The following is a 22,553-nucleotide window of genomic DNA, read 5'->3' on the forward strand; positions in this document are numbered from 1 at the left end:
GGTGTCCGCGGCTGATCGGTCGCTTCGCGCCCGGCGCCGCCCACCGCGAAGACAGTGACGAAGCGTGACGAGCGGGTACCAGAAGAGACACCTCTCGGCGACATCGGCGGCGGGCTATGACCGCCGGCGGGGCGGTCGCGGGCGGGATCAGCAGCGGCAATCAGGGCGGTCTCCGGCGCCGTCAGGTCAGTCGCGTCCATCGCCAGCGACGTGGCGAACGCGATCGCCAGCGCGGCCCAGGGGCGGTCGGCTCAGCGGCCCAGGTGTTCGTTACGATCGGCGCGGCGGCCCGGGTGCTGATCAAGAACGTCGCCACGGCTGCGCCCCGCCTGCTCGAGGACTTCGCGGGCACGGCGATCGCGGCGGCGACGCGGCTGGCCGATCGACGTCGCCGACGAGGTCACGGTCATCGCCCTGATCGTGGTCGACGGGGTGCAGGCATCGTCAAGACGGTGGTCGAGAACGTCGAGTCGGCGGCCAGGCTGGCGGTCGCGTTCTTCAAGCGCGTCGGCGTGAGTAGTCAGGCGTGGTAACTTCCTGGCCGCGCTGTTACGGCTGGGACGCGATCCGCGATCCAGAGCGACCTGAAGGCGATGTTCGACGCGCTGGGGCGTCGCTGGCGCTGATCGAGGACCAGCGGGCCGCGCTGCCCCGGGTCGATCGCGCGGCTCGGGCGGCCCTCTCCGGAGTCGAGCAGGGGCGGTTCGATTGGGGGCAGGGGCGGCTCGTCGATCAGTGCCTTCATAAACTCTCGGCGGCCAATTACGAGTACCTGATGGGCCGGCTCGGTCGTTGCTCGCCGACGCGTTCAGGACGTGCTGTCGGCGCTCGGCCCGGTCGGCGAGCAGATCGCGGCGTGGCCAGCGCGGTGGCCCGGCGAGTCCAGGCCTTCCGTCCAGTCGGTCGTGGCGTCACGTCCCCGCTGTTCGCGGCGGTGACCGACCCGGCAACTGATCGGCGTAGGCGCCGACGCGGTAATGAGCCTCGTCCGGCGTTCGCGGCCAGGCGCGCTCGGCGGCGTCGCCGCGAAGGTCCCTCGACGCGGTGCTGGCGATCGCGCCGATGCTGGCCTCGGCGATCCGTCAGGTCCTGCAGCGGCGGATCTCGTCCCGTTGCTGACCGGCTTCATCGAGCTGGTGGTGTTCCTGCCGCCGGCAGCTCAGCCTCGGTCGCTGATCACCCTGGTGACCGCGGCGTTCCTCCACTGCGCGCGCACGCTGTTCACTGCGGCGCGCGAGCTATCGTTCGACGCCGGCCCGGAGGGCCGATCGACCCCGAGGCGGTGCTGGCGATCGTGCTGAGCATGTTGACGATCGTGGTGACGGACTCGGCGATCTCCGGCGGCGAAACGGCAGGACATCGCCAGGGCGATCGACTCGATCTTCGGCATCCTCGGCACCTTGATGGCGCCACCGCACTCGGTCCCGCAGTCGAGGGCTTCTTCTTCCCGGCGGTGGGCGTGCTTGGGGCTTCCAACGTGCTCGCGTCAGTGGTGCAGGTGGCCGACGGTCAGCGGGCCGCCGGGGGGATACCCTCACTCGGCGGCTTACAGAAGGGCCTGTCCGGCCTACTTCGGGGTGTGCATCCTGGCCACGGCGGGGGCTTTGGCACGGGCTCCGGGTTTACCTTCGGCGGCGAAGGCGAGGCACCCTCACGGGCCTCGACCTCCCGGGAACCAGATCATGTCCGGGCTCAACGACTTCGGCCCGCTGCTCCCCTCAAGGCGGCCCCGGCCGCGACGATCGCGTCCTGTGTGGTCGGCATCGGCCTGGGAGTCGGGCATCCGCTTCTCGGTGACCTACCCCGACGCGCAGTTCAGGTGGGCCCCCGACGACGCCGTGGGCGGTCGCGCGACCCACGATCGTCGGATCGAGACAAATTGCCGCGTAACATTTGTCGCGGCATGCGCCACGCCCGGGCGCAGGGCGCCGACGTGCCGCTTGTCTGGCCCGTCGGCCCGCCTCTACGGTGTCTCAATACGGTTTGGCCGATAGGGATGGGGTCTTCGATCGTTGGTTGTTTTCTGAGCAAGGTGCAGCGATGACGCGGCCACGGCGAGCGCGACCGACAGCTCGTCGGGTGGTGGGAGCGACACAGGCACCAGCACGAGCGGCCTACTGCCACCGACCAGCGCGGGCGACGGGACCACGGAGCCCCGACGCCAGGGCGTCTCCGCGACCGGCACCGGCAGCACCGGCGGCACCAGCAGCGATGGGGCCGCCAGCACCGGCCCCATCAACACCACCGGCAGCAGGCACCGGCCCGGCGCCGACCTGCGGCGACGGTGTCATCGACCCGGACGGGCCTGCGACGACGGTCGAACAACGCCGACGACGGCCCCTCACCACCCAGTGCCAGCTCGCAGTCTGCGGCGACGGCCCGGTCGGCCCCAGTGAGACCTGCGACGGACGCCAGCCAGGTCGACGACGACGGGGTACCAACAACTGCGCGCTCGCCTCGTGCGGCGACGGCATCAAGCAGCCGGCCGAGGCCTGCGACGACGGCAATGTCGAGTACATGGTCCAATTTGGCGCATACTGCTCGAATTCGATATTTTATGTCTCTTAGGACAGGCCGGTTTAAGGCCTTGCGCTGGTTCGGTTTTGGATCGATTTGGTTAGGGGTCTGGAGGTTGCCATGCTCACGAACACGCAAGCCCGCGAGGCCAAGCCCCGCTCCATCCGCTACGAGATCACCTGCGACTCACTCCCCGGTTTCATCCTGCGAGTGCTTCCGACGGGCAAGAGAGTGTTTTTTGCCCGGTACCGGGACGCCGCCGGCAAGGACCATCGGCACCGCCTCGGGCTCATGAGTCCGAGCTTCGGCGCCGACGAAGCGCGCAGGGAGGCCATGGCCATCCTCGCACAACGCGATGAAGTAGCGAGCGCGGGCGAGCGGGCGCCGGCCGCGAAGACGGCTGTCACCGCGCCGCAGATCGGCCCGAAGTCGCCCACGATCCGCGAGTTCGCGAAGCGTTTTGAACATGACCATATCGACATGTACTTAAAGCCAGGTACGGCGGCGAAATATCGGAGCACGCTCCGCCTCTACATCCTCCCGAAGCTCGGCGACATGCGTCTCGATGAGGTCACGCCGGCCGACGTTCAGCGCGTCCACAACGCCCTCAAGACGATGCCGTGCGCGGCGAACTACGTGCGGTGCGTGTTGAGCGTGATGTACACGAAGGCCGTGGAGTGGGATCGCAAGCCGCTCCATAACCCGGCGGCGGCGGTCCAGAAGTTCAAAGAGCGGGCCGTCGAGCGCTTCCTGGACCCCGACGAGCGCCAGGCGCTCGAGCGCGTGCTCGCGGCGGCCGAGCACATCCCCTCGGGCCAGCCCGGCCACATCGGCCGCGAGGCGATCTGGGCCGTGCGCCTGCTGGCCCTCACCGGCATGCGCCGCGACGAGGTCCGGGACCTGCGCTGGGAGATGGTCGACTGGCGGCAGGGCACGCTGCACCTGCCGGAGACGAAGACCGGCAAGCGGGACATCGTCGTCTCCGACGAGGTCCTGTCGGTGCTTGCCAAGATCGCCGCCGAGAAGGGCAAGCCCAAGCGCGGCCTGGTCGTCTGCTCGTCACGGGGCAAGCGGCTGTGGAGCCTGTGCCGGAGCTGGAAGCACGCCCGCAAGCTCGCCGGGATCCCCGACGTGCGGCTGCACGACCTGCGGCACTCCGTCGCCAGCGACGCGATCATGAACGGTGTCCCGCTCGAGGTCGTCGGCAAGATGCTCGGCCACAAGAACTACCGCACGACGCAGCGTTACGCCCACATCGCCGATTACGTGCTGCGCGACGCGGTGAACCTGACTAGCAAGACGATCGTTCGGGCCGGTCGGTCCGGTCGCAAGGCCAGGCGGGCGCCACAGGGCCGCCCGCGCAGGCCGCGGTAGGTTCCGTGGTAGGCCGGGCTCTCGCCCCGCCGATGGACCAAACTCCCTCCCGCCGATGACCCAGCTCGGGTCAGGCTCTTCTTGGTGGTGATTGCACGGCAATTGATTTGATGTGCTCATCAAGATAAAGCATGTGGTAATTCTCCTTCATCCCCGCGATCCTTTTCGATGACTGAGCTAAAGTCGGCTCCGATTTTGAAGGATTGTTCATCACCATAACTGCCTTCGTAGAATAGTCTGGGATTACGGCCACCATTCCAGGAAGAATATCCTTGTCACCTGTAACTACTACGTGGGCCATTCCTGGGTTAGAAACGCCTTCGCGGACGATGCGCGCTACGAGCGCTGTGTCAGCCATTTTCTCCCGGTAGTTACTGCCGATGATCGCGCGCAGCATCCAGTCCTCATACGTCACTTCGAAGCATCCATTTTTCTGGAAGCCGGCACTTTGAGCGTCTCTGGCAAAGTATCGACGAGCATATACGAGTGCATTCAACTTGACTAAGGGGTCTTTAGGGTTACTGGGGTCATCGGGGCGTGGAACACCCCGGAAGAGAGCCATGTACATGAAGAGGTCTTGCCGTTGCAAACCATCGCCGAGAAATGATTTAATCTGTTCATCGAACAGATCGAGCATCTTGTTAAAGTCTAAACGGACAGTGGAAGTCGACCCGACTATCTTGGCCCAGAGCTTACCACCGCACTGCTTGAATAGCCAGGAGCCGTCAATGTAGACGTTGTAGCGGGTTGGTGAGACGACGTTCATGGTGTACTCCGTGTCGAGATCTGCCGTCTGGCGTTCGCAAACTTCGATGGCCTCAAGTAGACGACGCTACACGCGGGGTTCTGTTCTGTGCAAGAAGAATCAAGATCATTGACGTTTGTCCGCATAACTGCGTTCGGGTGGACCGTCAGACGGGTGGCCCGTGGGCGGACCAGGGTGGCCCACCCGCGGGCCAGAAAACGGTGGAACAGCGGTCGCTAGCGAGCAATGCGAGTTCATGGACGGGCGCCATGCCGCCGCGGGGCCCGACGCACGATCTTCAGTTGACCACCTGTCGCCGCCAGGCCGCGTCGGCGCTTCGCTGCGGATCCTGGCCGTCGTCAACAATCCCGGCTGCCAGGGTGGCGTTCCACTCTGGGCGAGCATCGCGGGCATGGTGTCGGCGGCAGGGCTTGCGGCGTTCGGCAGTATGGCGAGCAAGGCGGATGCACACGACGCCAACGCGGCGACGCCAGCGCCACCGGACCCCGCGGCGAAGCACGTCCCCGCCGTCGCAGCCAAGCCCGCCCCCGAGACGAGCCCGCCCCCGTGGATGCCGCTGACCCAGCAGGAGCAGCCCGCGCGCTGGGGCATGGGTCAAGCGCAAGGCGACCGCGCCGCCTGGACGCGACGAGGTGGACCCGATCCTCGCCGCCACTAAAGCTTCCGGAGACTCCGGCGAACCATGTCGTACTCGCCGGCTCGCGGAAATCCGGCCTGAAGACGCTTAATTGTAGCGGTGAGGTTCAGTATCATTCGCGCGTGCCCACTGCGTCCGCCGTTACATGGCTGAGCCAGTTTTGACCGACCGGTTCAACGCAGACGAGTTGCGGCAGCTCGCCTACTCACGGTGGGCCGGAACTCTACAAAGCATTGCCTCCGTCGCCCAATTCCACCGCTCAACCTCGCCTTCGACCTCGCCCAGAGGCTTGCGGACCGTGGCCTGCTCAACCGCGACTTATTGGCCGCGTTGGTCCGCCAGCGACCTGCCTTTAAAGCCGTACTGGTCCAGCAACATGAGCTCTTCGGCGGAGCATCGATACCGCCGTCGACGCTGAGCGACGACGAGGCGGGCCTGTACCGAGAACGTCTCGACGCTCGGGGTGTCGCTGACGGCACCGAAGGTCCCCGGCTCCTACTTCGACGGTGTCCGAGACAGGCTGAACCTCAAGACCCTGCGTACCTGCCAGCAGGAGGCGTTCTGGGCCCTTGCCGACTACTACGGCTCGGGCAGTCGGAGCGCTGCGTGCGTGATGGCCGTCGGCGCGGGCAAGACGGCTCTGGGTATCACGGCAGTGCTCGCGTTCACGCGCCGCCGGGCACTAATCGTGTCTCCGGGGAAAGTCATCCGCAGCACGTTTGATAAGGCGCTCAATCACACCGCACTGGGCAACGTCCTCTACGGCCTCCCTGGCGGCCCGCTGATCCCCGGCCTGCGCCCGCCCGCTGTTTTGACGCTCGACGGCGACGAGGGGCCCGTCCGTGAAATAACCGGCGACGCGCTCAGGGCCGCTGACATCATTATCACCAACTTCCATTTACTAGGCACCGGCGGCGACGCCGACGACCTGCTCGCCAAGCTCGCGCCGGACGACATCGACATCATCGTCGTCGACGAGGCGCACATCGCGGCCTCCGAGTCGTACCAGCGCCTATTTGCGCACTTCTCCGGCGCCCGGACCCTCTTGATGTCGGCCTGCTTCCAGCGCCTCGACGGCAAGCCCATCGACGCCGACATCGTCTATCGCTACCGCCTCATCGACTCGATCGCAGACGGCAACGCGAAGAACCTGCGCATCGAGCGTTTCGCGCCGGAGAGCGACGAAACCGTCTATGAGATGGTCTGGCCCGACGGCTCCCGTGAGGAGATCGTGGGGCGCGAGGAACTGCTCACCTGATCGGCGACGAGCGGAAACTCCGGGCGGATCGTGGCGAAGTCTGACGCGTCCATCCGCCAGGTCATGCGGGTAGTCAGGGACTGCCTCGACCGACAGCGCGAGGTCCTTGCCCCGGTCAAGCCGCGGTGCCTCTTCTCCGCACTCAGCGATCGGCACGCCGCACAGATCAGGCGCATCGCCGAGGCGTACGGAATCGCCACGGCGTACCTGCACCACGCCATGACCGACAGCGCAATTCGGGCAGTGCGGAATCGCTTCGAGCAAGAAAGCGGCGACCTCGACGCCGTCGTCCAGCTCAAGATGCTTGGCCAAGGCTACGACTTCCCGCCGATCAGTATCGTCGTGCCGATGCGCCCATACGGCTCGTTCTCGGAGTTCTACCAGTTCGTCGGTCGCGGGATCCGCGTGCTGCTTCACCCCGCGGTTATTGGCCGTGTCGCCCCGGACCAGCAGTTCCTCGACGTCGTGTACCACGCTGAGTTCGGGCTGGACGGCCACATCGACACCATCTACCGCGAGAACGACATGGACCGGCCCATGGTCCACAACCCGCCGACGTTAGGCAAGTCCGGCCTGGGCGATCTACCCGGATCGGCCGGTGTGGACACGGCCACGCGCCCGGACACCTTCGTGTTGTTCGAGCCGGGCTCCATCACGAGCCGTGTCGTCCACGACCGAGCCCGCGTCGAGCAGCGGCGGCTCGAGCGGGAGCGGGAGGCCCTCGCGGCTCAATACGCGGCATACGCATCCAACTCGGACAGCCCCGTGACCTTCGACAAGTTCACGCAGCTCCTGAAGGAGATGAGTGAGTAGCGAGGCCGCCCGCAAGATCGAGGCCCAGGCGATCGAGGCGGTCGAGCAGGGCGACTACACGAAGGCAGCCGGCCTTTGGCGCAAGGCACTCGAGGCCGAACGCCGCTCTCGCGACCGCGACGACGATTTCGGACTCAGATACATCGAGGGCCGGCTCGGCGACGCGCTACTGAACGCGGGCGACCCCATCGAGGCAGAGCGCGTGCTCGAGGCCTCCGTGGCCGCGGGTTCCGACATTCCGGCGACGATTGGGATGCTGCACCAGTTGTGGCTCGCCGGCGACGAGTACGACAAGGTCGAGCAGGCGGTTAGGACTGACGCAGAGAGGGTGCGAAGGGCACAGGGGCCCTTCTGGAACGATGCGAGCCTGCTTCTGCGACTCGCGGGTCGGGCCGTCCACTGGGCCGAGGCGGGCCGCGACCACAAGGAGCCGCTCGTCCGCGCTGAGGCGCTCGCCCACGAGATCGGGAACCGCGAGGTTGAATGGCTCGTGCGCCAAAGGCGGGGCCTCGCCGCGGAGGCCCTCGGCGACACCGATGGGGCCATCGCGTGCTACTGCACGCTCGTGAACGAGGGGTGCGACCACGAGGAGACGATCGAGCGGCTCCTGATCCTCCTCGAGCGTACCGGTCGCAGTTCCGACGCCCTGCGGATATCCACCGCGCTCGCTACGCAGCTCCGTCCCGGGACGCTCCGCGACAGCGTGGCGAAGCGTGCGACGCGGCTCGCCAAACAGGCCAGCAAGGTGCCAACGAAGGCGCGCAAGCCAAAACCTATCACGCGACAGACCTTCGGCGCCCGCGTGGCCCTTGCCGAACTCCTGAGCGACGTCCTAGCCCTTGAGGACACCAACAATAGGTCCGCGAGGTTCCGTGCCCTCGACGCACTCACCGGCCGTCTGCTCGCTGCGAGGCTCGCCGGCCAGCCAGTTGCGACCGCGCAGAGGAACCGCGACCGGGTCGAGCTCCCATCGCTGACATGTGAAGAGCGCGACCTCATCGTCGAGGCGTACTCCGTCGAGCGGATCGAGTCGCGTGGGTCGTGGTCCATCCCCGACGAGATCCGGGTGCCCGGCTCGGTCATGGACCCGAACCGGACGGAGATGGAGCGAGGACGCTCAAAGGTGAAGGGCAACCCGGAGGCGGTTTATCTGTGGGCAGTACTCGCCCCAGCATTTGCAGCAATACACTCACCGATCGAGGTCAGGAAGCGCGTTGGAAGCTCGCCAGCACAGCAGAAGGCCCAGTGGCAGGGCGTGTACGACCTGTTCGAGCAACTCGGCGTCGACGTCCGTCTTCTCATGGACCCGATGCGATACGGCGGCGGTTGGTCGCGATTGACTGCCGATCAGCGCGCGGCCGTCGTCGCGCGTCTCACCGGCGCGCTGTCGGAGTGGGCGCCGGAGGCGGCCCGGCGCTGGCGCGCCCTGGTCCTGCGGGACCTCGTTCGCGCCTACTACGCCAAGGCAGATGCCGACGGTAGGGCGCTGCGTACGCGGGTCGTCACCGCAAGCCTCAAGCCGGACCTCGTCGCGTACTTCGGGGGCGACTGGCTTGCCTTCCTGGAATACCTCGGCGAGCTCCCGCACCCCAGCGAGCAGATCGCTACCGCGCTCCCCAAGTCTCGCGTGCTGGTCGCGGGCGCATCGAAGGCCGCGGCCGCCGCAGCCGCCCTCGGCATCCCGCCTGAGGAGGCGGCCAAGATCGCCGCCTCCTACTGGTCGGCCGACTCCGGCGTCTCGCCCGTGGAGGACCGCGTCGTCGCCCTGAAGCGCTACTGGGCGACCTTCGACGAGGTCCACGCGCGCCACGCGAAGGGCATGCCCTCACTGTGGGGCCTGGTGGCCGAGCAGGATCTACCAGTCGACTTCGGTGGGTTCGGCGACGGACGATCGACCCCATACGCGTTCGCGGCGCTCCTGCCACCTGATCTCCTCGGCGAGATCGACCGGCTGTGGGGCCGCCAGATGTCGCCGACGAGCCCGGACGTCGTCATCAGCACCCCGTCGCCCCACTACATCGTCGCACAGGCCCTCGGGCCCGCCCTGGCCTTCTGGCACGGCATCGCCCTGACGGCATGGTTCATCTGCGAGGGCCCATACAGCCGCACCAGCTTCGAAGGCGCCACCGAGTACTACGCGAGGAATCTCGCCGAGCTAGAGGCCCTTGGGGCCCCGGTGGACCGCGCACTCTTCTCTGACCTCGTCGCGGGGCAGCGCCATCTCCGGCCGCGAGTCCGACGGTACAAAGACAAGGGCCCCAGCACCAACGGTCCTGCGATCGTCATCACGATGTCGGTCGGCGGCGACCAGTACGACGGGTTCGAGCACTTGCGCGACGTGATCACGCGCTATCGCCGCGCCTGGGCGACGGCCCATCTCGACGCCTACCTGCGGCGCCGTTGGGACGCCTCGATCCGTGGTGCCTCGGTCCTGTACCACCGCCTGCTGAACGAGAATGGGCGACCGCCAACGCTCAAGGCCTACGGGCGGAAGGTCGCGGCCACGGCCAACACCTGGTTCGGCGGCGACGTGTCGATGCTCTACGCAGCGATCGGCGAGAAGTGCCCCGGCCCCGTGCGGACCGCGGACCGCATCCTGCCCGCCGACCCGCGCACGCTCTGGCTGGGGCTCGCGCCACTCGTCCCCGCCCTGCCCACCGCCAAGGGAACAGACGAGGAGTCGAAGCGCTGGGACCAATGGACGCTGGCTGCGTCCATTGGCCGCTTCGCGTACCGATGGGTCGCCGTCTGGGAGACCCTCGGCCGCGAGCCGTCCCTAACGGAGGCGGGGTCCAGACCGTTCATGACCGCGCAGACCGTCCGGCTCCGCTACGAGAACTACCGCGAGTACCGAGTGTTCGGACTCGACCCGGGCGACGCGTATGAACGCTTCGCTGCCATGGCCCGCCAGGCACTCGCAGCTCCACCGCCCGGCCCGCCGACCCTCCGGACGTACGAGCGCGCGCCGGACACCCGGATGACGATCCCGATCGAACTGCCGTCGCCGCAACCGAAGTCGACGGGGCTTGTCGGCCGGCTCCTCGGGTCGCTCCGCGGCACTCGCCGCCAAGGCTGATTCCCGATGCGGCGGCACCTCGTCGGGCCCTTCGAGGCGGTCCGCTGCGAGCTACTCGACCGGTACATCAACAACTGCGGCTGAGCCGACCTCCTCGTATGGACGTTGCGCGCCCGCCACCCGCGTCAGGGCTCCTGAATCTTCAGGAGCGCCAATTTAACGACATCGTCGACTGATCGCTCCCTCAGATCCAGATAACCTACCGTGGGGTGCATGCCAGGGATCTCGGTATCGTCAAGCCGCAGCGGCAAGATGTACTCCCTGCTGTCGGTGAAAGCACGTGCCTGAGCAGCCCTTCGTTCGTGGTTTGTCCAAAGCTTGGCGGCATAATGCTGGCTGATGAGCATGATGCAAAACCTTGCTTTGTGGCGGTGGATATCGGCCAGGTACTCGTAGAGATCCTTGCCCCAAAGCTTATCTACTTCGAACTCATCATAGAATACGGAGATACCTTGGGTCTTCAACTTCTCCGCCAACTCTTTGACGACAGCGCGATCTTCTCCAGCGAAGGTGAATGCGAACTGGTAGGTGTGGCTTGTTGTAGGGGCGGCAAGAGCTGGAGCGGCCACCTTCGCCACCTGGGCGGGCGGCGTGGCGCAAGGTGAGGGCACCGCAGCTCCTGTCCTCGCCAGTGAGTCCAAATGGCGGATGGCACCAAGGCCAAACTGGCGATAAAGTTGCACCAATCGAGCCTCGGCCACGATCGACGTAATTCCAGCGTCTGCAACCAATCGTTGATCTGCCAAATGAAGCAACCAGTCACGAATCCCAGCCAATGCCGGGCTGTTTGCGGCGCCACGAAGGGCCGCTACGGAAGCCTCGCCCGGAATCGCCGCGAGCCAACCCGGCAGCTTATCACGGAAATCTTGAGCATGCTCTCGAGGCCCAATGAAGTGAGCCACTTCATGCTTCAGGTCGCTCTCCGGCGTTATGAAGGTATGAACCAGCGGCAGCAGTCGGGATAGGGCCGCTGGATCGTTTAGCACGTACAGCGGTAGGAGGCTATGGCCCTTTGTACAGTCATGAAGCCGATTGCAGACCCCCTCCATCAAATCAGAAGCTTCCTGGTGCGGGATTTCGGAAAGCGCTTCCACCAAATAGTCCAGAGCACGAGTGCCGTCTAGATTGAGCCAGCAGTGCCACCAGACCACGAAGCGGGGTCGATCGGAAATAGCGGCTTTGCACCTGGTTTCGGCCACGCCATCGAGTATCGAAACGGCCTCGCTCTCGGTCGACAGCAGCACGGTCAGCGCATGGCGCAGCGCCTCGAGTGTCGGAGGGTCCCGAGACTCAACCAACTGGGCCACGATTGGCGCACAAACAAGCCGTATTCTGACGTCAGCATGTGAGAGCTTGGCCAGGACATCGTTAACTGCCTCTGTTGAACCGTAATCTGCTGCCAAAGCTGGTTCGAGGGTCTTGGCCACCAAGGCGGGACGAACCTCGGCCAAATCCGCTAGCCACGTTGGGAACTGGTTCAATTCGGAGGCCGCGTAACCTGTTGCCCTAATGACGAGCAAATCACTAAGCGTTGAAACACCAAGTCCGTCCGCGAACTCGGAGTGAAGTCCCGTCAAGCCAAGCAGGACGGCACCCGGCGTGGTATTCCGGTGTTCTCGGGCATGGGGTAGCACTGGCTCTAGCTTACGCCAGATGGCTCGCCAACCGTCGCGGGCAGCCTCAGCGATCTGATTGCCATACTTCGCCTTGAGGGATTCGTGCGATGCCCACGTCCAAGAAGAAGTATGCGTTGCGTTGGACCAAAGGAACCAGAGGTTAGCGATGTCGTCGCCAGACCTCAGCAGATCGATCTGCTGAAGCAGCACATCGCAGTCATGCTCATGCTGACGCTCGCGGGCATTGTCTCGAGCTTTGCTCTGCCGTTGAAAGACTTGCGTCTGATGATGAAAATACGGCCGAGGGTTCAGCCACCGCTTGAGCCGCTTGTCTAGCGCAGGGTCCGTGTCAGCGACTTGACGCAAGAACTCCAGGTACCGAGCGCGCTCCTCCTCTGGACGTGGCATGTTCAACAAGACGTCAAACGCCAGCAAGCGTTCTCGTACGTCATCGCGCGCAATGGCGTCACGGGTCAGCCAATTGACGTCCGTCAAATTAGGCTTGTAGAGCTCAAGGCTCCAGACGACCTCGTTCTGCCGTGTTGGTGGGTGCCCGGCCCTTCTTTGGAGGGCATCGACATGTCGCCAGAACAGCGCGCGCCGTACTTCAGGGTATCGGGTCACAGCCGTGCGTACACCGTCCAATCCGTACCACTCGCGCATTCCCGCGCGGCTACACGACTGGACGAGGTCCAGCGCCTCCATAACCTGGGTGGGCAGTTCGACCGCGCCTCCTAGTTCTTCCAAGAGCGCCTCGACGAGTCTTCCCATCATCGGAAAGAGCCAATTATGCTCATGGCCGACCTTGGTCTGGCCATCGTGACAATGGACGCACATATGTTTTAGGAGCCGTTCGAGAAGGTCTAGGCGATGTTCAATATCGCCCAGTTTCTGGATCTCGTATTCAAGTACCACTTGAAGACTGGTCGTCTGATTCCGGGGCTTCCTTGCAGCCCGCGCAATTACTCGAAGTACACCATCAGCATCTAATGGGGCCGGGTAAAGTGCACGTACAAATGACCCGGCGACGTCCTGATCCCACACGTCAAGTTGATCGATAAGAGCTAGTAAGTCGTCCTTCCCCCCTAACGCGGCTGCCGCGCGGACTGCATACGAGCGGACATAATTGGGTGTCCTTGGGCCCATGGCCAGACTTAACGCAACAGGTGCGCATTCCATGATCCTGCCATGCTCGGCGAGCTGGAGCAGCATGGCAGCCAGATCCTCAGGTGTTTCCGGCAGGGAGAGTAGCGCGGCTATGGGCTCCGCCAATACAGGCGAGGAGAAACGGTCGAGGCTAGGCAGATCAAATCTTTGGAACTGACGTTCACGTTCTTTGTAACGGCTGGCATAGGCCGTCAAGATCGTACGCCGCTCGTCGTCGGAGAAACCACTTGGGTCGCCGTGACCGATCAGGAGAGCCGGAATCTCCGTGAGCATTTTGCGACGAAGCTCAACATCCCAAAGGCACAGCCAAGCCAAGACCGGACCGAGATGCTGGGGGACGGCCTGCTCTCCTCCGGTCCGACGCAGGAACAGAGACTCCAACGTCGTTCGTGTCATCCCTGCGGCTAGGAGTTCATTGAACCAACGTGCCGCGAGAAACTCCTGGACCGAACGATGGTGAATACGCACGCAGCCATAGCTTGACTCATCGAAGATGGGTCGGCGTAGAAGTTGCTGAATCTCATCGTCAGACCAATCATGTAACACCTCGTGAGGGTCGACGGCCGAGTCCCCTCGGGCGAGCGCAAGAGTCTCGTCAGGGACAAGAAATGAATAACGCCGCGTGAGGGTGGCGATGCCAGCAAGCGCCTGCAATCCCTCTACAGCCTTGGTTGCGGGCAGCGTGGATACACGCCCAGGACGTTCCCGTAATTTTTCACGAATGTCATCATCAATCAGTTCTCGTAGACTCCCAATTCGGCGGTGAGTATTCCAGTAACCACCAAGCCACTTCACATCGAGCGGCCGTTCGATAAATGCTTGAGCATAGTTGTCTTTGATCGCCGTCATGAATGACGCAACATCGGTGACCCCCACATGGGCTGCGAGCGTTGCGACCTGTGGGGACTCTAGCGGCGCGATCTGTACGACGTGAACTGTCGCGGCCGAACTATCCGGAATCACTGCCGCGATTTCGTCGCGATCTGCTCCTGCCATCCAGTCACTGACGCGACAGGAGATCACCAAGGCCACGCGACTCCATTCGGCGTGAATCGCATGGCGCAACTGGCGAAGACCGTCGCGGAGTGTGTGCCTGTAGAGTTTTGCCTCATCGAGTGAGTCGAGGAAAAAGATTGCTCGCGCGTCAGTGCCGCGCCACGCCGTAATCCGTTCCGAATCCTCCGGATCTACGGAGTTGATGAGACCGTTACTTGCAAGGGAAGTGATCTCTACAAAGAATGCCCAGTGCCCCTCTGAGGACAGTTGAGCCGCCTGTCGATCAAACTCGGTACTCTTTCCGGTCCCGGCCTCACCGAGTACGACAACGTATGGACGTTGCAAAAGCTGAGCCCAGGTTTCCTCCCGATGAAGGGTACGCGCGACTGCCACCGCTTGCTCAGCCGAGAGCCCCGCAGTTTCGTCATTAACCGCGACGAAACTGCGGTCGAGCGCCACACTATTCCGTGAGTAGCGGCCTGGCATGTCTTCCGCCTCGTATTATCGGCCTCGTAGCCTCGGTCTGCGCGCGAGGCCGCTCAAGTCGATGTGAGGTGCTCCACGAAGTGCCAGAGGTCAGCAATCTCGGTGCTACCGACCTGGTAGTTCTAAACCGCATCGAGAACATTACGTGAGCTTTTTCAGAAGGAGCTCAACGACCTTAGCGATCGTAGTGTGGCGAAGGTCAACGTACCCTACTGTATTCAAGACGCCCGGAATCGGGGTGTCGTCGATTTTAATGGGAAGAATATATTCCTTGCTCTCGGCAAATGCGCGAGCTTGCGCGGCTTTGCGCTCGTGGTTGGTCCACAGTTTTTTTGCATAGTGTTGACTGAGAATCATCACGCAGTATCGAGCCTTTGTCGTGTATACCTCGACGAGGTGGGTATAGAGATCCTTACCCCAAAGGTCCGCCTCCTCGTATTTATCGTAGAAAACCCGCACACCCTTTTTCTTCAAGAGCGATGCGAGCGTTTCCGCTTGGGCACGATCCTCTCCCGCAAATGAAAGGGCTACGTCGTAGTCGAAGCCGGCGGAGGTTGACGAGCCGGGCGTTGTTGTCGGGGTTGCTTTCACTGTCACTTTACGCGCTCCAGGAACGCTGACGGATTTTGCATTTTTCTTCGACCGAGAATGAACCTTGGCTTTGGCGATCTTCTTCGTTTTGCGTGTGGAGGAACGACGCACTGGTTGCGGCCAGTTGAACTTAAAGGTGTTCTCGAGTTTTTTGGAGCCAATCGTTCGGCCGAGAGTCCACTCGATCTCCTCGAGAGATTCATCCGTCCACTCTACTAGCAACTCACGGAGATCTTTATCTCCGCGAGCGTCTTTAACTGTCTTACCTCGGAGGCCTTCGGGAACATACGTAAGTACATCCTCGATCGCGTCCTCTTCGTCCTGAAAGGGCCTTTTGAGAGCGGATTTCAGGGCTCGCGTCACCTCACTGGTCGTCCTGTCCAATTCGAGGCTACGTCCCACAGTAGATCTTCGTCTGCCAGCACCTCTCGAATTGTGAGTTTTCCGTGGACCATGGTGATGCGCGCTCTTGGCACGGGAGGCTACTCCTCCGCATGCGGGAGTGCAACGGCGAAGCGCGACCCTCGAGCAACAGGTAGCAGAGGTGTCATCCACCGGCTCGCGGCCCACGTTTCCTCCACGAGCAGGTCGAAGGCACGGCCACCCGGCTCCCAGTGCACGCCCTTGGTCTCGAACGTGTGCCCGGTCAGCCGCGCGAGCAGCGGCGTCGTAGCGAACAGGATTTTAAGTACAATCTGACTGACGTGGTCTTCACCGTCGCAGCGACGGCACCAGCGCTGGGTACTCGAACAGCGCGTTCCGCCCGGAAACAGCCCGGATCGTAGGCTGGGCCAGACGTCTCCGCCGGCACGACCAGCCAGCCGCAGAACACCCCGAGCCGCGGGTCAGACGCGGCCGCGAGGGCTGCCGTTCCGTCACGGCTCGCACGGCGCCCGCCCAAAAGCTTGGCGCCGATGGTCCCCTCAGCGGGGCGTCCGAGCATGTGGGCGTGGGCCCGCGGGCGGAGCAGGCAGACGGTGCCTTCGCTGTCTTCGGCGCCGAGGTGCTCGGATGGCGCGTCCCATGACTGGCGAAGCCTGCTGGTGAGAGCACGGCCGGACCCAAAATTTCTTCTGCCCAATCTAACCAGGGCGCCGCACCACGTTGCCGTCCCCGAACTTGTCTTCGCGGCTCGCCGTCGTTGCGTGCGTGCCTCGTCGTACCGGCGAACGTCGTCACAGCGCCTCGTCGTGCCTGTAGCTGTCGGACCGAAGCCCACGCCCCATTTTTGTTGATTGGCCAACGGTTTCCAACTCGTGTAGGTGGCGCCCTACAGCGGGAAGTCGTCGTTGCTCGATTGCGCGCAGATACGCCAGATTGCGTGGCTGAGGGGCGCTGCGGTAGTAGTGGTGCGGTGATGGACGGCGATCTTCTCGGTGAGGCACAACCAACGGCCGACATGCGTCAGCTCGACGGCCACGCAGACGACGAGGCCGACGATGACGGCGAAGCAGACGATGGCGAAGCGGAGGACGACGACGGCGACGCGGACGACAACGACGATGATTGCCGTTTCCTGCTCGACGAGGACAGCGACGCGCCGAACCTGATCCCGGAGGATCATCCGCGCGGCATCCTGGCCGGGCGAATCGAGATGCTCGATAAGATCGGCGAGGGCGGCATGGGGGCGGTGTGGCGGGGGCATCACCTCAAGTTGGATCGGGCGGTGGCCGTCAAGGTGCTCGACGAGACGCTCCAGCTCCGCACCGATGGCCGCGAGCGGTTCATCCGCGAGGGCAAGGCGCTCGCGCTGCTCGACCACCGCAACGTCGTCCGCATCTACGACTGCGACCAGCTCCCGGACGGCAAACTGTTCCTGTGCATGGAGCTGCTGGAGGGCGACACACTCCGGGCGCTGATCAAGAGCGGTGTGCGGCCCGACCCGCTCGAGGTTATCGACACCGGTTTGCAGGTCTGCGACGCGATTGAGGCGGCGCACAGGCGGGGGATCTTGCACCGCGATCTGACGCCCGCGAACATCATGCGCCTGCGCGACCCGGCGAAGACGATCAAGGTTATCGATTGGGGGCTCTGTAAGTACCTCGATCTTTTTTACATGCGGGTCTCGCAGAAGTACGGCGCGCCGCCAGGCTCGCGGCTCGTGACGCCGCTCGGCTGTCGCTTCGGTACGCCCGAGTACATGGCCCCGGAGATGATCCTGCGCGAGAATCCGGGCCCGCCGAGCTTCTGCACCGACGTCTACGCGCTGGGTGTCGTGCTGTACGAGCTGTTGACGGGGCGCCATCCGTTCGCGTTCGGCGACCGGAAGCACCCACGACCGATCGACACCTTCCTACCGGGCTTCGACTACGCCGACCTCGAGACGGCCCTCCGCGACGCGCTGCGCTTCGACCCGGACGCGCGGACGCCGAACATGGGGGAGCTGCGGGAGGCCCTCGACATGGCGCGCGAGTGCCTACTTGCGCAGCGTGCAGCCCCGACACCCTCCCCGGCTGGGCCACCCGTGCCACCCGCTCTCGCGCCCCCGGCCGCGCCCCTGGCAGTGCCCGCCGCGCTCAGCAGGCCGATGGTGGACATCTCGACGGCTGGGCCTGCCGAAGTTGCTGCCAACACGTGCGAACCTCGGCCCGCTCCCGCATCGGCGCCGCAAACACGGCCACGCGGACGGCTTGTTGTAGTGCTGGCCCTCCTGGTCGGGGTCGGGGTCGGTGCCGGCGGCATGCTCGTCGCGCAACGCCTGGGCGGCGCGGCGGACATGCCCTCGGCGGATGCGTTCGCGCTCGCCATGATGCCGGCTCGAGAAACGCCTCGCGCGAGCGCGGCGGAGCTGCTTGCCGAGCGCTGCCAGGCCGACGTGGCGAGGAGCCCTGCCGAGCTGCCAGGCTCTCAGGGGCACACGCAGGCGGCGATGGGCACACCCCCTCCGCCGACCGCCACGGACGCCGCCACACCCCCACTACCGACGCCAGGCCGCGCTGGAGAGGACACGACCCCCAGGGTTCGGACGCGGGCTGCTGTCCTCGCGGCGATGACGGGCTCCGCGCGGCAGCCAGCCGCATCATCGCGGCCGGCACCGGCGGCCCAGACGTTCCAGCAGGCGATGGCACGACTCGAGCCGAAGATCCGCAGCTGCGCGCGGGAGGCTGACATGCCCGAGAGCCCGGTGACTGTCCAGGTCCGGCGCAAGGGCGGAGCGCTCGACATGGTCAAGGTGGTGAAGCTGTCCAAAGTTCACCCGTTCGCGATCTGCGTCGACCGGATCGTCCGCCAGGCGCCCCTCCCGGCAAGTGATGGAGCGGTCGAAGACTTCACGTTCTTCAAGTAGGAGGCTGCGATGCTGGCGATCGTTTTTCTGTCCCTGGTACTGAGCGAGCCGCAGATCGCTACGGCGACCGGCGTCTCGCAGGCCGAGACGTTTGCAGCGGCCGCGGACGCGCACCTGAAACTGGCGACGACGTCGGCCGAGCGCCCGCTGGACGAATTCCACAACGCCCACACCAAGTTTGACGCGGCATTTTTGGTCGACGGGGCCACGGTGTACCTGTGCCGCGCGCTCGGGGTCGCGGACCTCGCGTTGCGAACGGCCACCTTCACCGACGAGCAGGAGCGGCTGTCGTGGGAGGAGACCCGGCGCGACGACCTCGATCGCCTGCGAGACGACGCCGCGCAGACCGGCCGCGCAAACTGCCGCTACGGCGCAACGGGCAAGCCGCGGGTCGTTCTGCTCGCGGCCGACGATCCCCCGGCGCTCGCGGCCGACGATCTCGCGGCGGATCCACCACTGTCGACCCCGCTCGCCGCGCCGCCGGCGGCCGTACATCGGGTGCTCACGGTGCCGAGTCGGAGGCAGGTTCATCGCGCTCGGGCGCACACGGCCATGGGGGCTGTCTTCACCGGCGCCGGTATCGGCATGCTCGGGATCCTCGCCGGTGTTCTCCAGCTCGAGCGTCAACGAGCTGGCGAGATCCGCGGCATCATCGACGTGGCCAAGGCGGAACATCGTGGCTACACGCCAGCCGAGGAGCGCCGCTACTTCGACCTGCGCGACGACTTGCTCCGCGGTCGTGACGCGGCGATCGGTGTCGGCGTGGCCGGCCTGGTGAGCCTGGGTACCGGCGTCGCCCTGCTGGCGACGCGGAAGAAGACGAGGTCGCGGACCTACGCGCTCCAGCCCTACGGCGGCCCCCAGGGTGCCGGCGCAGTCCTACGGCTGCGGTTCTGATTCGTGAGGAGGCATGACCATGCGCAGCTGCACGTTGATGGTGTCCCTACTGGCTCTGCTTCTGGCCGGATGTATCCAAGGTCTTCTGGACGAGGGCGACGGCCTGGTCTCCATCACCGCCACCGTGGACGTCAGCTCGTCGTCCTCCACGGGCGAGCCCTCGACGCCGACGACCTCGGCGGGCTCGGAGGTGCAGACCGTGACGGGCGACGAGGAGAGCACCGCGCCGAGCACGACCAGCTCGGCCGGGGACCCGGGGTCGAGCTCTGGCGACCCGGTCAACCTTCCGCCGACGATCGAGCTGTTCGACGTGGTGCAGGACCACCTCGACGAGGCCGGACCCGCCGACCTGCAGCTCATCGCCAGCGACGACGTGGTCAAGGTCCGGCTCACGCTCGACGGCGAGAAGTTGGCCGACCTCACCCTGGCCGACTTCCCGCGCACGTGGGACGTGCTGTCGGCCAAGGACAACGGGCCGGAGCGCAAGTTCAAGGTGGTCGTCGAGGACGCCGAGGGCCTCACGGCCGAGGCCGAGGACAAGCTCAGCGTGTTGCTGCCGCAGTCCGGCGCCGAGCGCTGCATTTTCAAGGACCCGGTCGACGGGGCCGTCCTCAGCATCATCTCCGCGCTGACGTACACGCCCAAGGGAGAGATCCTCGCGGTGGGTACACGCGGCCCGCCCGGCGCGCTCCGGCTGACGGCATGGATGATCGACCCGAAGTCGTGTCAGTCGCTCCCCGGCTGGCCGAAGTCCCTCGAGAACTGGAGCGAGGATGACGGGTTCAAGAAGACGACCTCGTTCGGCACCGCGGTCGCTCTCGACGAGGACGGCAACTTGATCGTCGCTGGCAACTTCCTCGTGGCCAACGAACCGCAGGGCTACGTCGCGCTGCTCAACTCGAGCGGCTCGCTGCTGTGGGAGAAGGCGGGCCAGGTCGGCGACGAGATCACGAGCGTCGCGGCCGGGACGGCGCAATTCAGCAACCGCGTGTTCGTCGGCGGCGCGCAACGCACGAGCGACAACCCGGTGCGCACCGATGGGGCCGTCTGGGTCTACATCGCCGACGGCGAGTCCGTCTTCATCCAGCCGCCGACCATGTTCCGGGCCCCGTTCACGCCCGACGAGTTCGACCTCGACCTGTTGAATGAGCGAAGGGAATGGGTCCGCGCCCTCGTGATGCAGCCGAGCACCGGCAACGTCCTTGCTGTTGGTGAACGGGAGTTCTCGCCCAACGATGTCGACGTCTTTAGCCGAACGTTCACAGCCCGCCTTCACCCGCTCGCGGGTGTGGTGGGCACCCCATGGACCTCTACGGCCGATGCGTCGTTCATCCATGACGCGGCGCGATCGGTCACGGTATGCGGGGACGGTTTCGTGGCCGGCGGGTGGACCCGTGACCTGCCCGTCGATGCCAAGCCGCAGCCGATGATCTTCTGGCTTGGGGACGACGGAGCTGCGACCCAACACCGAGCGGAGCCGCAGCTACCGTCGACGCAGATCAACGGGATCGTGTGCGACCGTGAAGGCAAGATCGTTGGCGCTGGCGTCCGATCCATGGGGCCGCCTGATGCACAGGTCTTCGCCGTCTGGGACCCCTTTGGCCCGCGGATCCCGTACGATGCCGGTGTCATCGGTGAGGATGGGGCCGCCGCGGTCGCCTGTGACTCGTGGGGCTTCTGCGCGTGGGGCGGCTACCGCACGGCTAACGCAAAGCCGTATGCGGTGATTCGAGTTCATCATCCATAGGGGTGGTGGACCAAGCTCTTGGCCTCGTGCCCTCGTACCGGGCGGCAGACTGCGCGCCAGACGCTTGACGCAATATTCGGATTCTTGTAGAAAGGCGCGGTTTTTCAAGGAGGTTCATGATGTCCCAAGTCCGCGTGGTGGTTTGCAGAGCATGTCGGGTCCAACCAGCCGACTCGGTCGAGCATGTGTTTCACAGCGCTTTGGGAGGGACGCTAAAGGTTCCGGACGTGCTCTGTAAGGCGTGCAACAACGATCTCGGCCGCACCGTGGACGCTGCACTGGTTGAGCAGTTCGGCTTTTTTCGTTCTGCACTCGAGATATCTGGCGATCGCGGCCAAATTCCGGAGTTCTCCGCCGAGCATCCCGAACTCGGGAGACTAAACATTGAGCAGGGTCTTCACCCAAAGCTCGGAGCACGCAAACCTGATGTGCAGCCCCTCGGAGACGGCACCTTCAGAGTAACGGCCGCCAATGAGAAGATCGCCAAGGAAGTGCTTGCAAGCGCCGCACGAAAGAACCCGGACGTCAACGTTCTCTCGGCTGAACGTGAGATCATCCCCCCGCCCACCGTCGAGTTCCGTGTCCCTTTGGGCGGAGAGGATTTCCGACGTAGTTGTCTCAAGGTCATGCTGGTGTACATCGAGCATCTCGGGCTTGTGCCGTCAGAGACGCTGCTGGACGCTTGGGATTATGTCCGTTCTGGACGGCCGACATCGTCCGTTCGCATCTCGAGCACTCCATACTTCAGTCCATGGCAACTTCCTGCGACGATGTCCGAATTCTCGCATCAGTTGCTGATCGAGTCCATCGGCGAGGGCACGCCTCTTCGCGCGGCGCTGAGCATCTTCGGTTGCCCTTTGCTCATGGCCGACTTCGGCCCAGCATCGGCAGCGAGTTGTCGCGCAGGCGTAGCTGAAGATCCCGTTAGCCATCAACGCTGTGAGGCTACGAATTGGCCATCGTCGCTGCCGAGTATCCCCGATACTATTTCTTCCGATGTGGCCGAAGCTTACATGAAGCAGCTTGGCCGTGTGATTGAGGCCAATGCAACAGCACGAGACGAGCGGGCGATGATGGAGATGGCGCAACTCGCATGTCGTCCGTTGGTTGAGGATCTTCAAGAGGGCGATCCGATTACCGAGGAGGTTCTCCGGAAGATCGTCCAGCGGGCGGCGGCTTTGATGGTCGGTCGGCAATTCAATGAGGCGGTCACATTAGAGGATCCTGGTCTGCTTCAGAAATTGCGTGGCAAGAAATAGCGCGGCGGCGTACGCCACGGCCACATCCTGAGTCCGACGGCGGCGATCTTGCCAATGGAGTTCGCTA

16 protein-coding genes are annotated in these 22,553 nt (G+C 64.6%); 12 read left to right on the forward strand and 4 right to left on the reverse strand.

The window, feature by feature from the left end; genetic code table 11:
- A partial coding sequence (locus IPJ59_RS29965) for a hypothetical protein (RefSeq protein WP_293274350.1) occupies nt 1-200 on the reverse strand: 200 nt, incomplete at its 3' end.
- A 63-nt stretch (nt 201-263) separates the two neighbouring features.
- Here IPJ59_RS29965 and IPJ59_RS29970 point away from each other — a divergent pair.
- From IPJ59_RS29970 to IPJ59_RS29985, 4 genes are all read left to right on the forward strand, one after another.
- On the forward strand, nt 264-533 hold the full coding sequence (locus IPJ59_RS29970; RefSeq protein WP_293274352.1) for a hypothetical protein: 270 nt from the start codon (nt 264-266) through the stop codon (nt 531-533).
- A gap of 444 nt (nt 534-977) precedes the next feature.
- Complete coding sequence (locus IPJ59_RS29975; protein ID WP_293274354.1) at nt 978-1,301, forward strand: hypothetical protein; 324 nt, start codon at nt 978-980, stop codon at nt 1,299-1,301.
- Between the two features lie 910 nt (nt 1,302-2,211).
- A complete protein-coding gene (locus IPJ59_RS29980) occupies nt 2,212-2,568 on the forward strand; it encodes a hypothetical protein (RefSeq protein ID WP_293274356.1) in 357 nt (118 codons plus the stop codon).
- Between the two features lie 69 nt (nt 2,569-2,637).
- A complete protein-coding gene (locus tag IPJ59_RS29985) occupies nt 2,638-3,891 on the forward strand; it encodes a site-specific integrase (RefSeq protein WP_293274357.1) in 1,254 nt (417 codons plus the stop codon).
- 70 nt (nt 3,892-3,961) lie between these two features.
- Here the strand turns inward: IPJ59_RS29985 and IPJ59_RS29990 are convergent, their stop codons facing one another.
- A complete protein-coding gene (locus IPJ59_RS29990; RefSeq protein WP_293274359.1) occupies nt 3,962-4,657 on the reverse strand; it encodes a hypothetical protein in 696 nt (231 codons plus the stop codon).
- A gap of 391 nt (nt 4,658-5,048) precedes the next feature.
- Between IPJ59_RS29990 and IPJ59_RS29995 the strand changes: the two genes are divergently transcribed.
- The 4 genes from IPJ59_RS29995 to IPJ59_RS30010 all read left to right on the forward strand — a co-directional run bounded on the left by IPJ59_RS29995 (nt 5,049) and on the right by IPJ59_RS30010 (nt 10,441).
- Complete coding sequence (locus IPJ59_RS29995) at nt 5,049-5,315, forward strand: hypothetical protein (protein ID WP_293274360.1); 267 nt, start codon at nt 5,049-5,051, stop codon at nt 5,313-5,315.
- A 442-nt stretch (nt 5,316-5,757) separates the two neighbouring features.
- A complete protein-coding gene (locus IPJ59_RS30000; RefSeq protein WP_293274361.1) occupies nt 5,758-6,552 on the forward strand; it encodes a DEAD/DEAH box helicase in 795 nt (264 codons plus the stop codon).
- Between the two features lie 30 nt (nt 6,553-6,582).
- A complete protein-coding gene (locus IPJ59_RS30005; protein ID WP_293274362.1) occupies nt 6,583-7,365 on the forward strand; it encodes a helicase-related protein in 783 nt (260 codons plus the stop codon).
- On the forward strand, nt 7,358-10,441 hold the full coding sequence (locus IPJ59_RS30010) for an ATP-binding protein (RefSeq protein ID WP_293274364.1): 3,084 nt from the start codon (nt 7,358-7,360) through the stop codon (nt 10,439-10,441). Before IPJ59_RS30005 ends, IPJ59_RS30010 begins: the two co-directional genes overlap by 8 nt.
- Before the next feature lie 125 nt (nt 10,442-10,566).
- Here the strand turns inward: IPJ59_RS30010 and IPJ59_RS30015 are convergent, their stop codons facing one another.
- Both IPJ59_RS30015 and IPJ59_RS30020 read right to left on the reverse strand, forming a co-directional pair.
- Complete coding sequence (locus IPJ59_RS30015; protein WP_293274365.1) at nt 10,567-14,613, reverse strand: TIR domain-containing protein; 4,047 nt, start codon at nt 14,611-14,613, stop codon at nt 10,567-10,569.
- A gap of 234 nt (nt 14,614-14,847) precedes the next feature.
- Nucleotides 14,848-15,660 carry a toll/interleukin-1 receptor domain-containing protein gene (locus IPJ59_RS30020; RefSeq protein ID WP_293274367.1) on the reverse strand — a complete coding sequence of 271 codons (813 nt, stop codon included), beginning with the start codon at nt 15,658-15,660 and terminating at the stop codon, nt 14,848-14,850.
- A 994-nt stretch (nt 15,661-16,654) separates the two neighbouring features.
- On the opposite strand from IPJ59_RS30020, the gene IPJ59_RS30025 reads away from it, so the two are divergent.
- The 4 genes from IPJ59_RS30025 (at nt 16,655) to IPJ59_RS30040 (ending at nt 22,486) form a co-directional block, all read left to right on the forward strand.
- On the forward strand, nt 16,655-18,583 hold the full coding sequence (locus IPJ59_RS30025; protein ID WP_293274369.1) for a serine/threonine protein kinase: 1,929 nt from the start codon (nt 16,655-16,657) through the stop codon (nt 18,581-18,583).
- A 9-nt stretch (nt 18,584-18,592) separates the two neighbouring features.
- Nucleotides 18,593-19,480, forward strand: a complete 888-nt coding sequence (locus IPJ59_RS30030) for a hypothetical protein (protein WP_293274371.1) — start codon at nt 18,593-18,595, stop codon at nt 19,478-19,480.
- 19 nt (nt 19,481-19,499) lie between these two features.
- Nucleotides 19,500-21,227 carry a hypothetical protein gene (locus tag IPJ59_RS30035; RefSeq protein WP_293274373.1) on the forward strand — a complete coding sequence of 576 codons (1,728 nt, stop codon included), beginning with the start codon at nt 19,500-19,502 and terminating at the stop codon, nt 21,225-21,227.
- 119 nt (nt 21,228-21,346) lie between these two features.
- Nucleotides 21,347-22,486, forward strand: a complete 1,140-nt coding sequence (locus tag IPJ59_RS30040; RefSeq protein ID WP_293274375.1) for an HNH endonuclease — start codon at nt 21,347-21,349, stop codon at nt 22,484-22,486.
- Nucleotides 22,487-22,553: the final 67 nt, after the last annotated feature.

The sequence above is a fragment of the Nannocystis sp. genome (assembly GCF_016714285.1).
Taxonomy (GTDB): domain Bacteria; phylum Myxococcota_A; class Polyangia; order Nannocystales; family Nannocystaceae; genus Nannocystis.

Bases quoted from the DNA above. Each gene is read 5' to 3' on its own strand.
- IPJ59_RS29975 (WP_293274354.1), top strand. From the start codon at position 978: ATGAGCCTCGTCCGGCGTTCGCGGCCAGGCGCGCTCGGCGGCGTCGCC.
- IPJ59_RS29980 (WP_293274356.1), top strand. From the start codon at position 2,212: ATGGGGCCGCCAGCACCGGCCCCATCAACACCACCGGCAGCAGGCACC.
- IPJ59_RS29985 (WP_293274357.1), top strand. From the start codon at position 2,638: ATGCTCACGAACACGCAAGCCCGCGAGGCCAAGCCCCGCTCCATCCGC.
- IPJ59_RS29990 (WP_293274359.1), bottom strand. From the start codon at position 4,657: ATGAACGTCGTCTCACCAACCCGCTACAACGTCTACATTGACGGCTCC.
- IPJ59_RS29995 (WP_293274360.1), top strand. From the start codon at position 5,049: ATGGTGTCGGCGGCAGGGCTTGCGGCGTTCGGCAGTATGGCGAGCAAG.
- IPJ59_RS30025 (WP_293274369.1), top strand. From the start codon at position 16,655: ATGGACGGCGATCTTCTCGGTGAGGCACAACCAACGGCCGACATGCGT.
- IPJ59_RS30030 (WP_293274371.1), top strand. From the start codon at position 18,593: ATGCTGGCGATCGTTTTTCTGTCCCTGGTACTGAGCGAGCCGCAGATC.
- IPJ59_RS30035 (WP_293274373.1), top strand. From the start codon at position 19,500: ATGCGCAGCTGCACGTTGATGGTGTCCCTACTGGCTCTGCTTCTGGCC.
- IPJ59_RS30040 (WP_293274375.1), top strand. From the start codon at position 21,347: ATGTCCCAAGTCCGCGTGGTGGTTTGCAGAGCATGTCGGGTCCAACCA.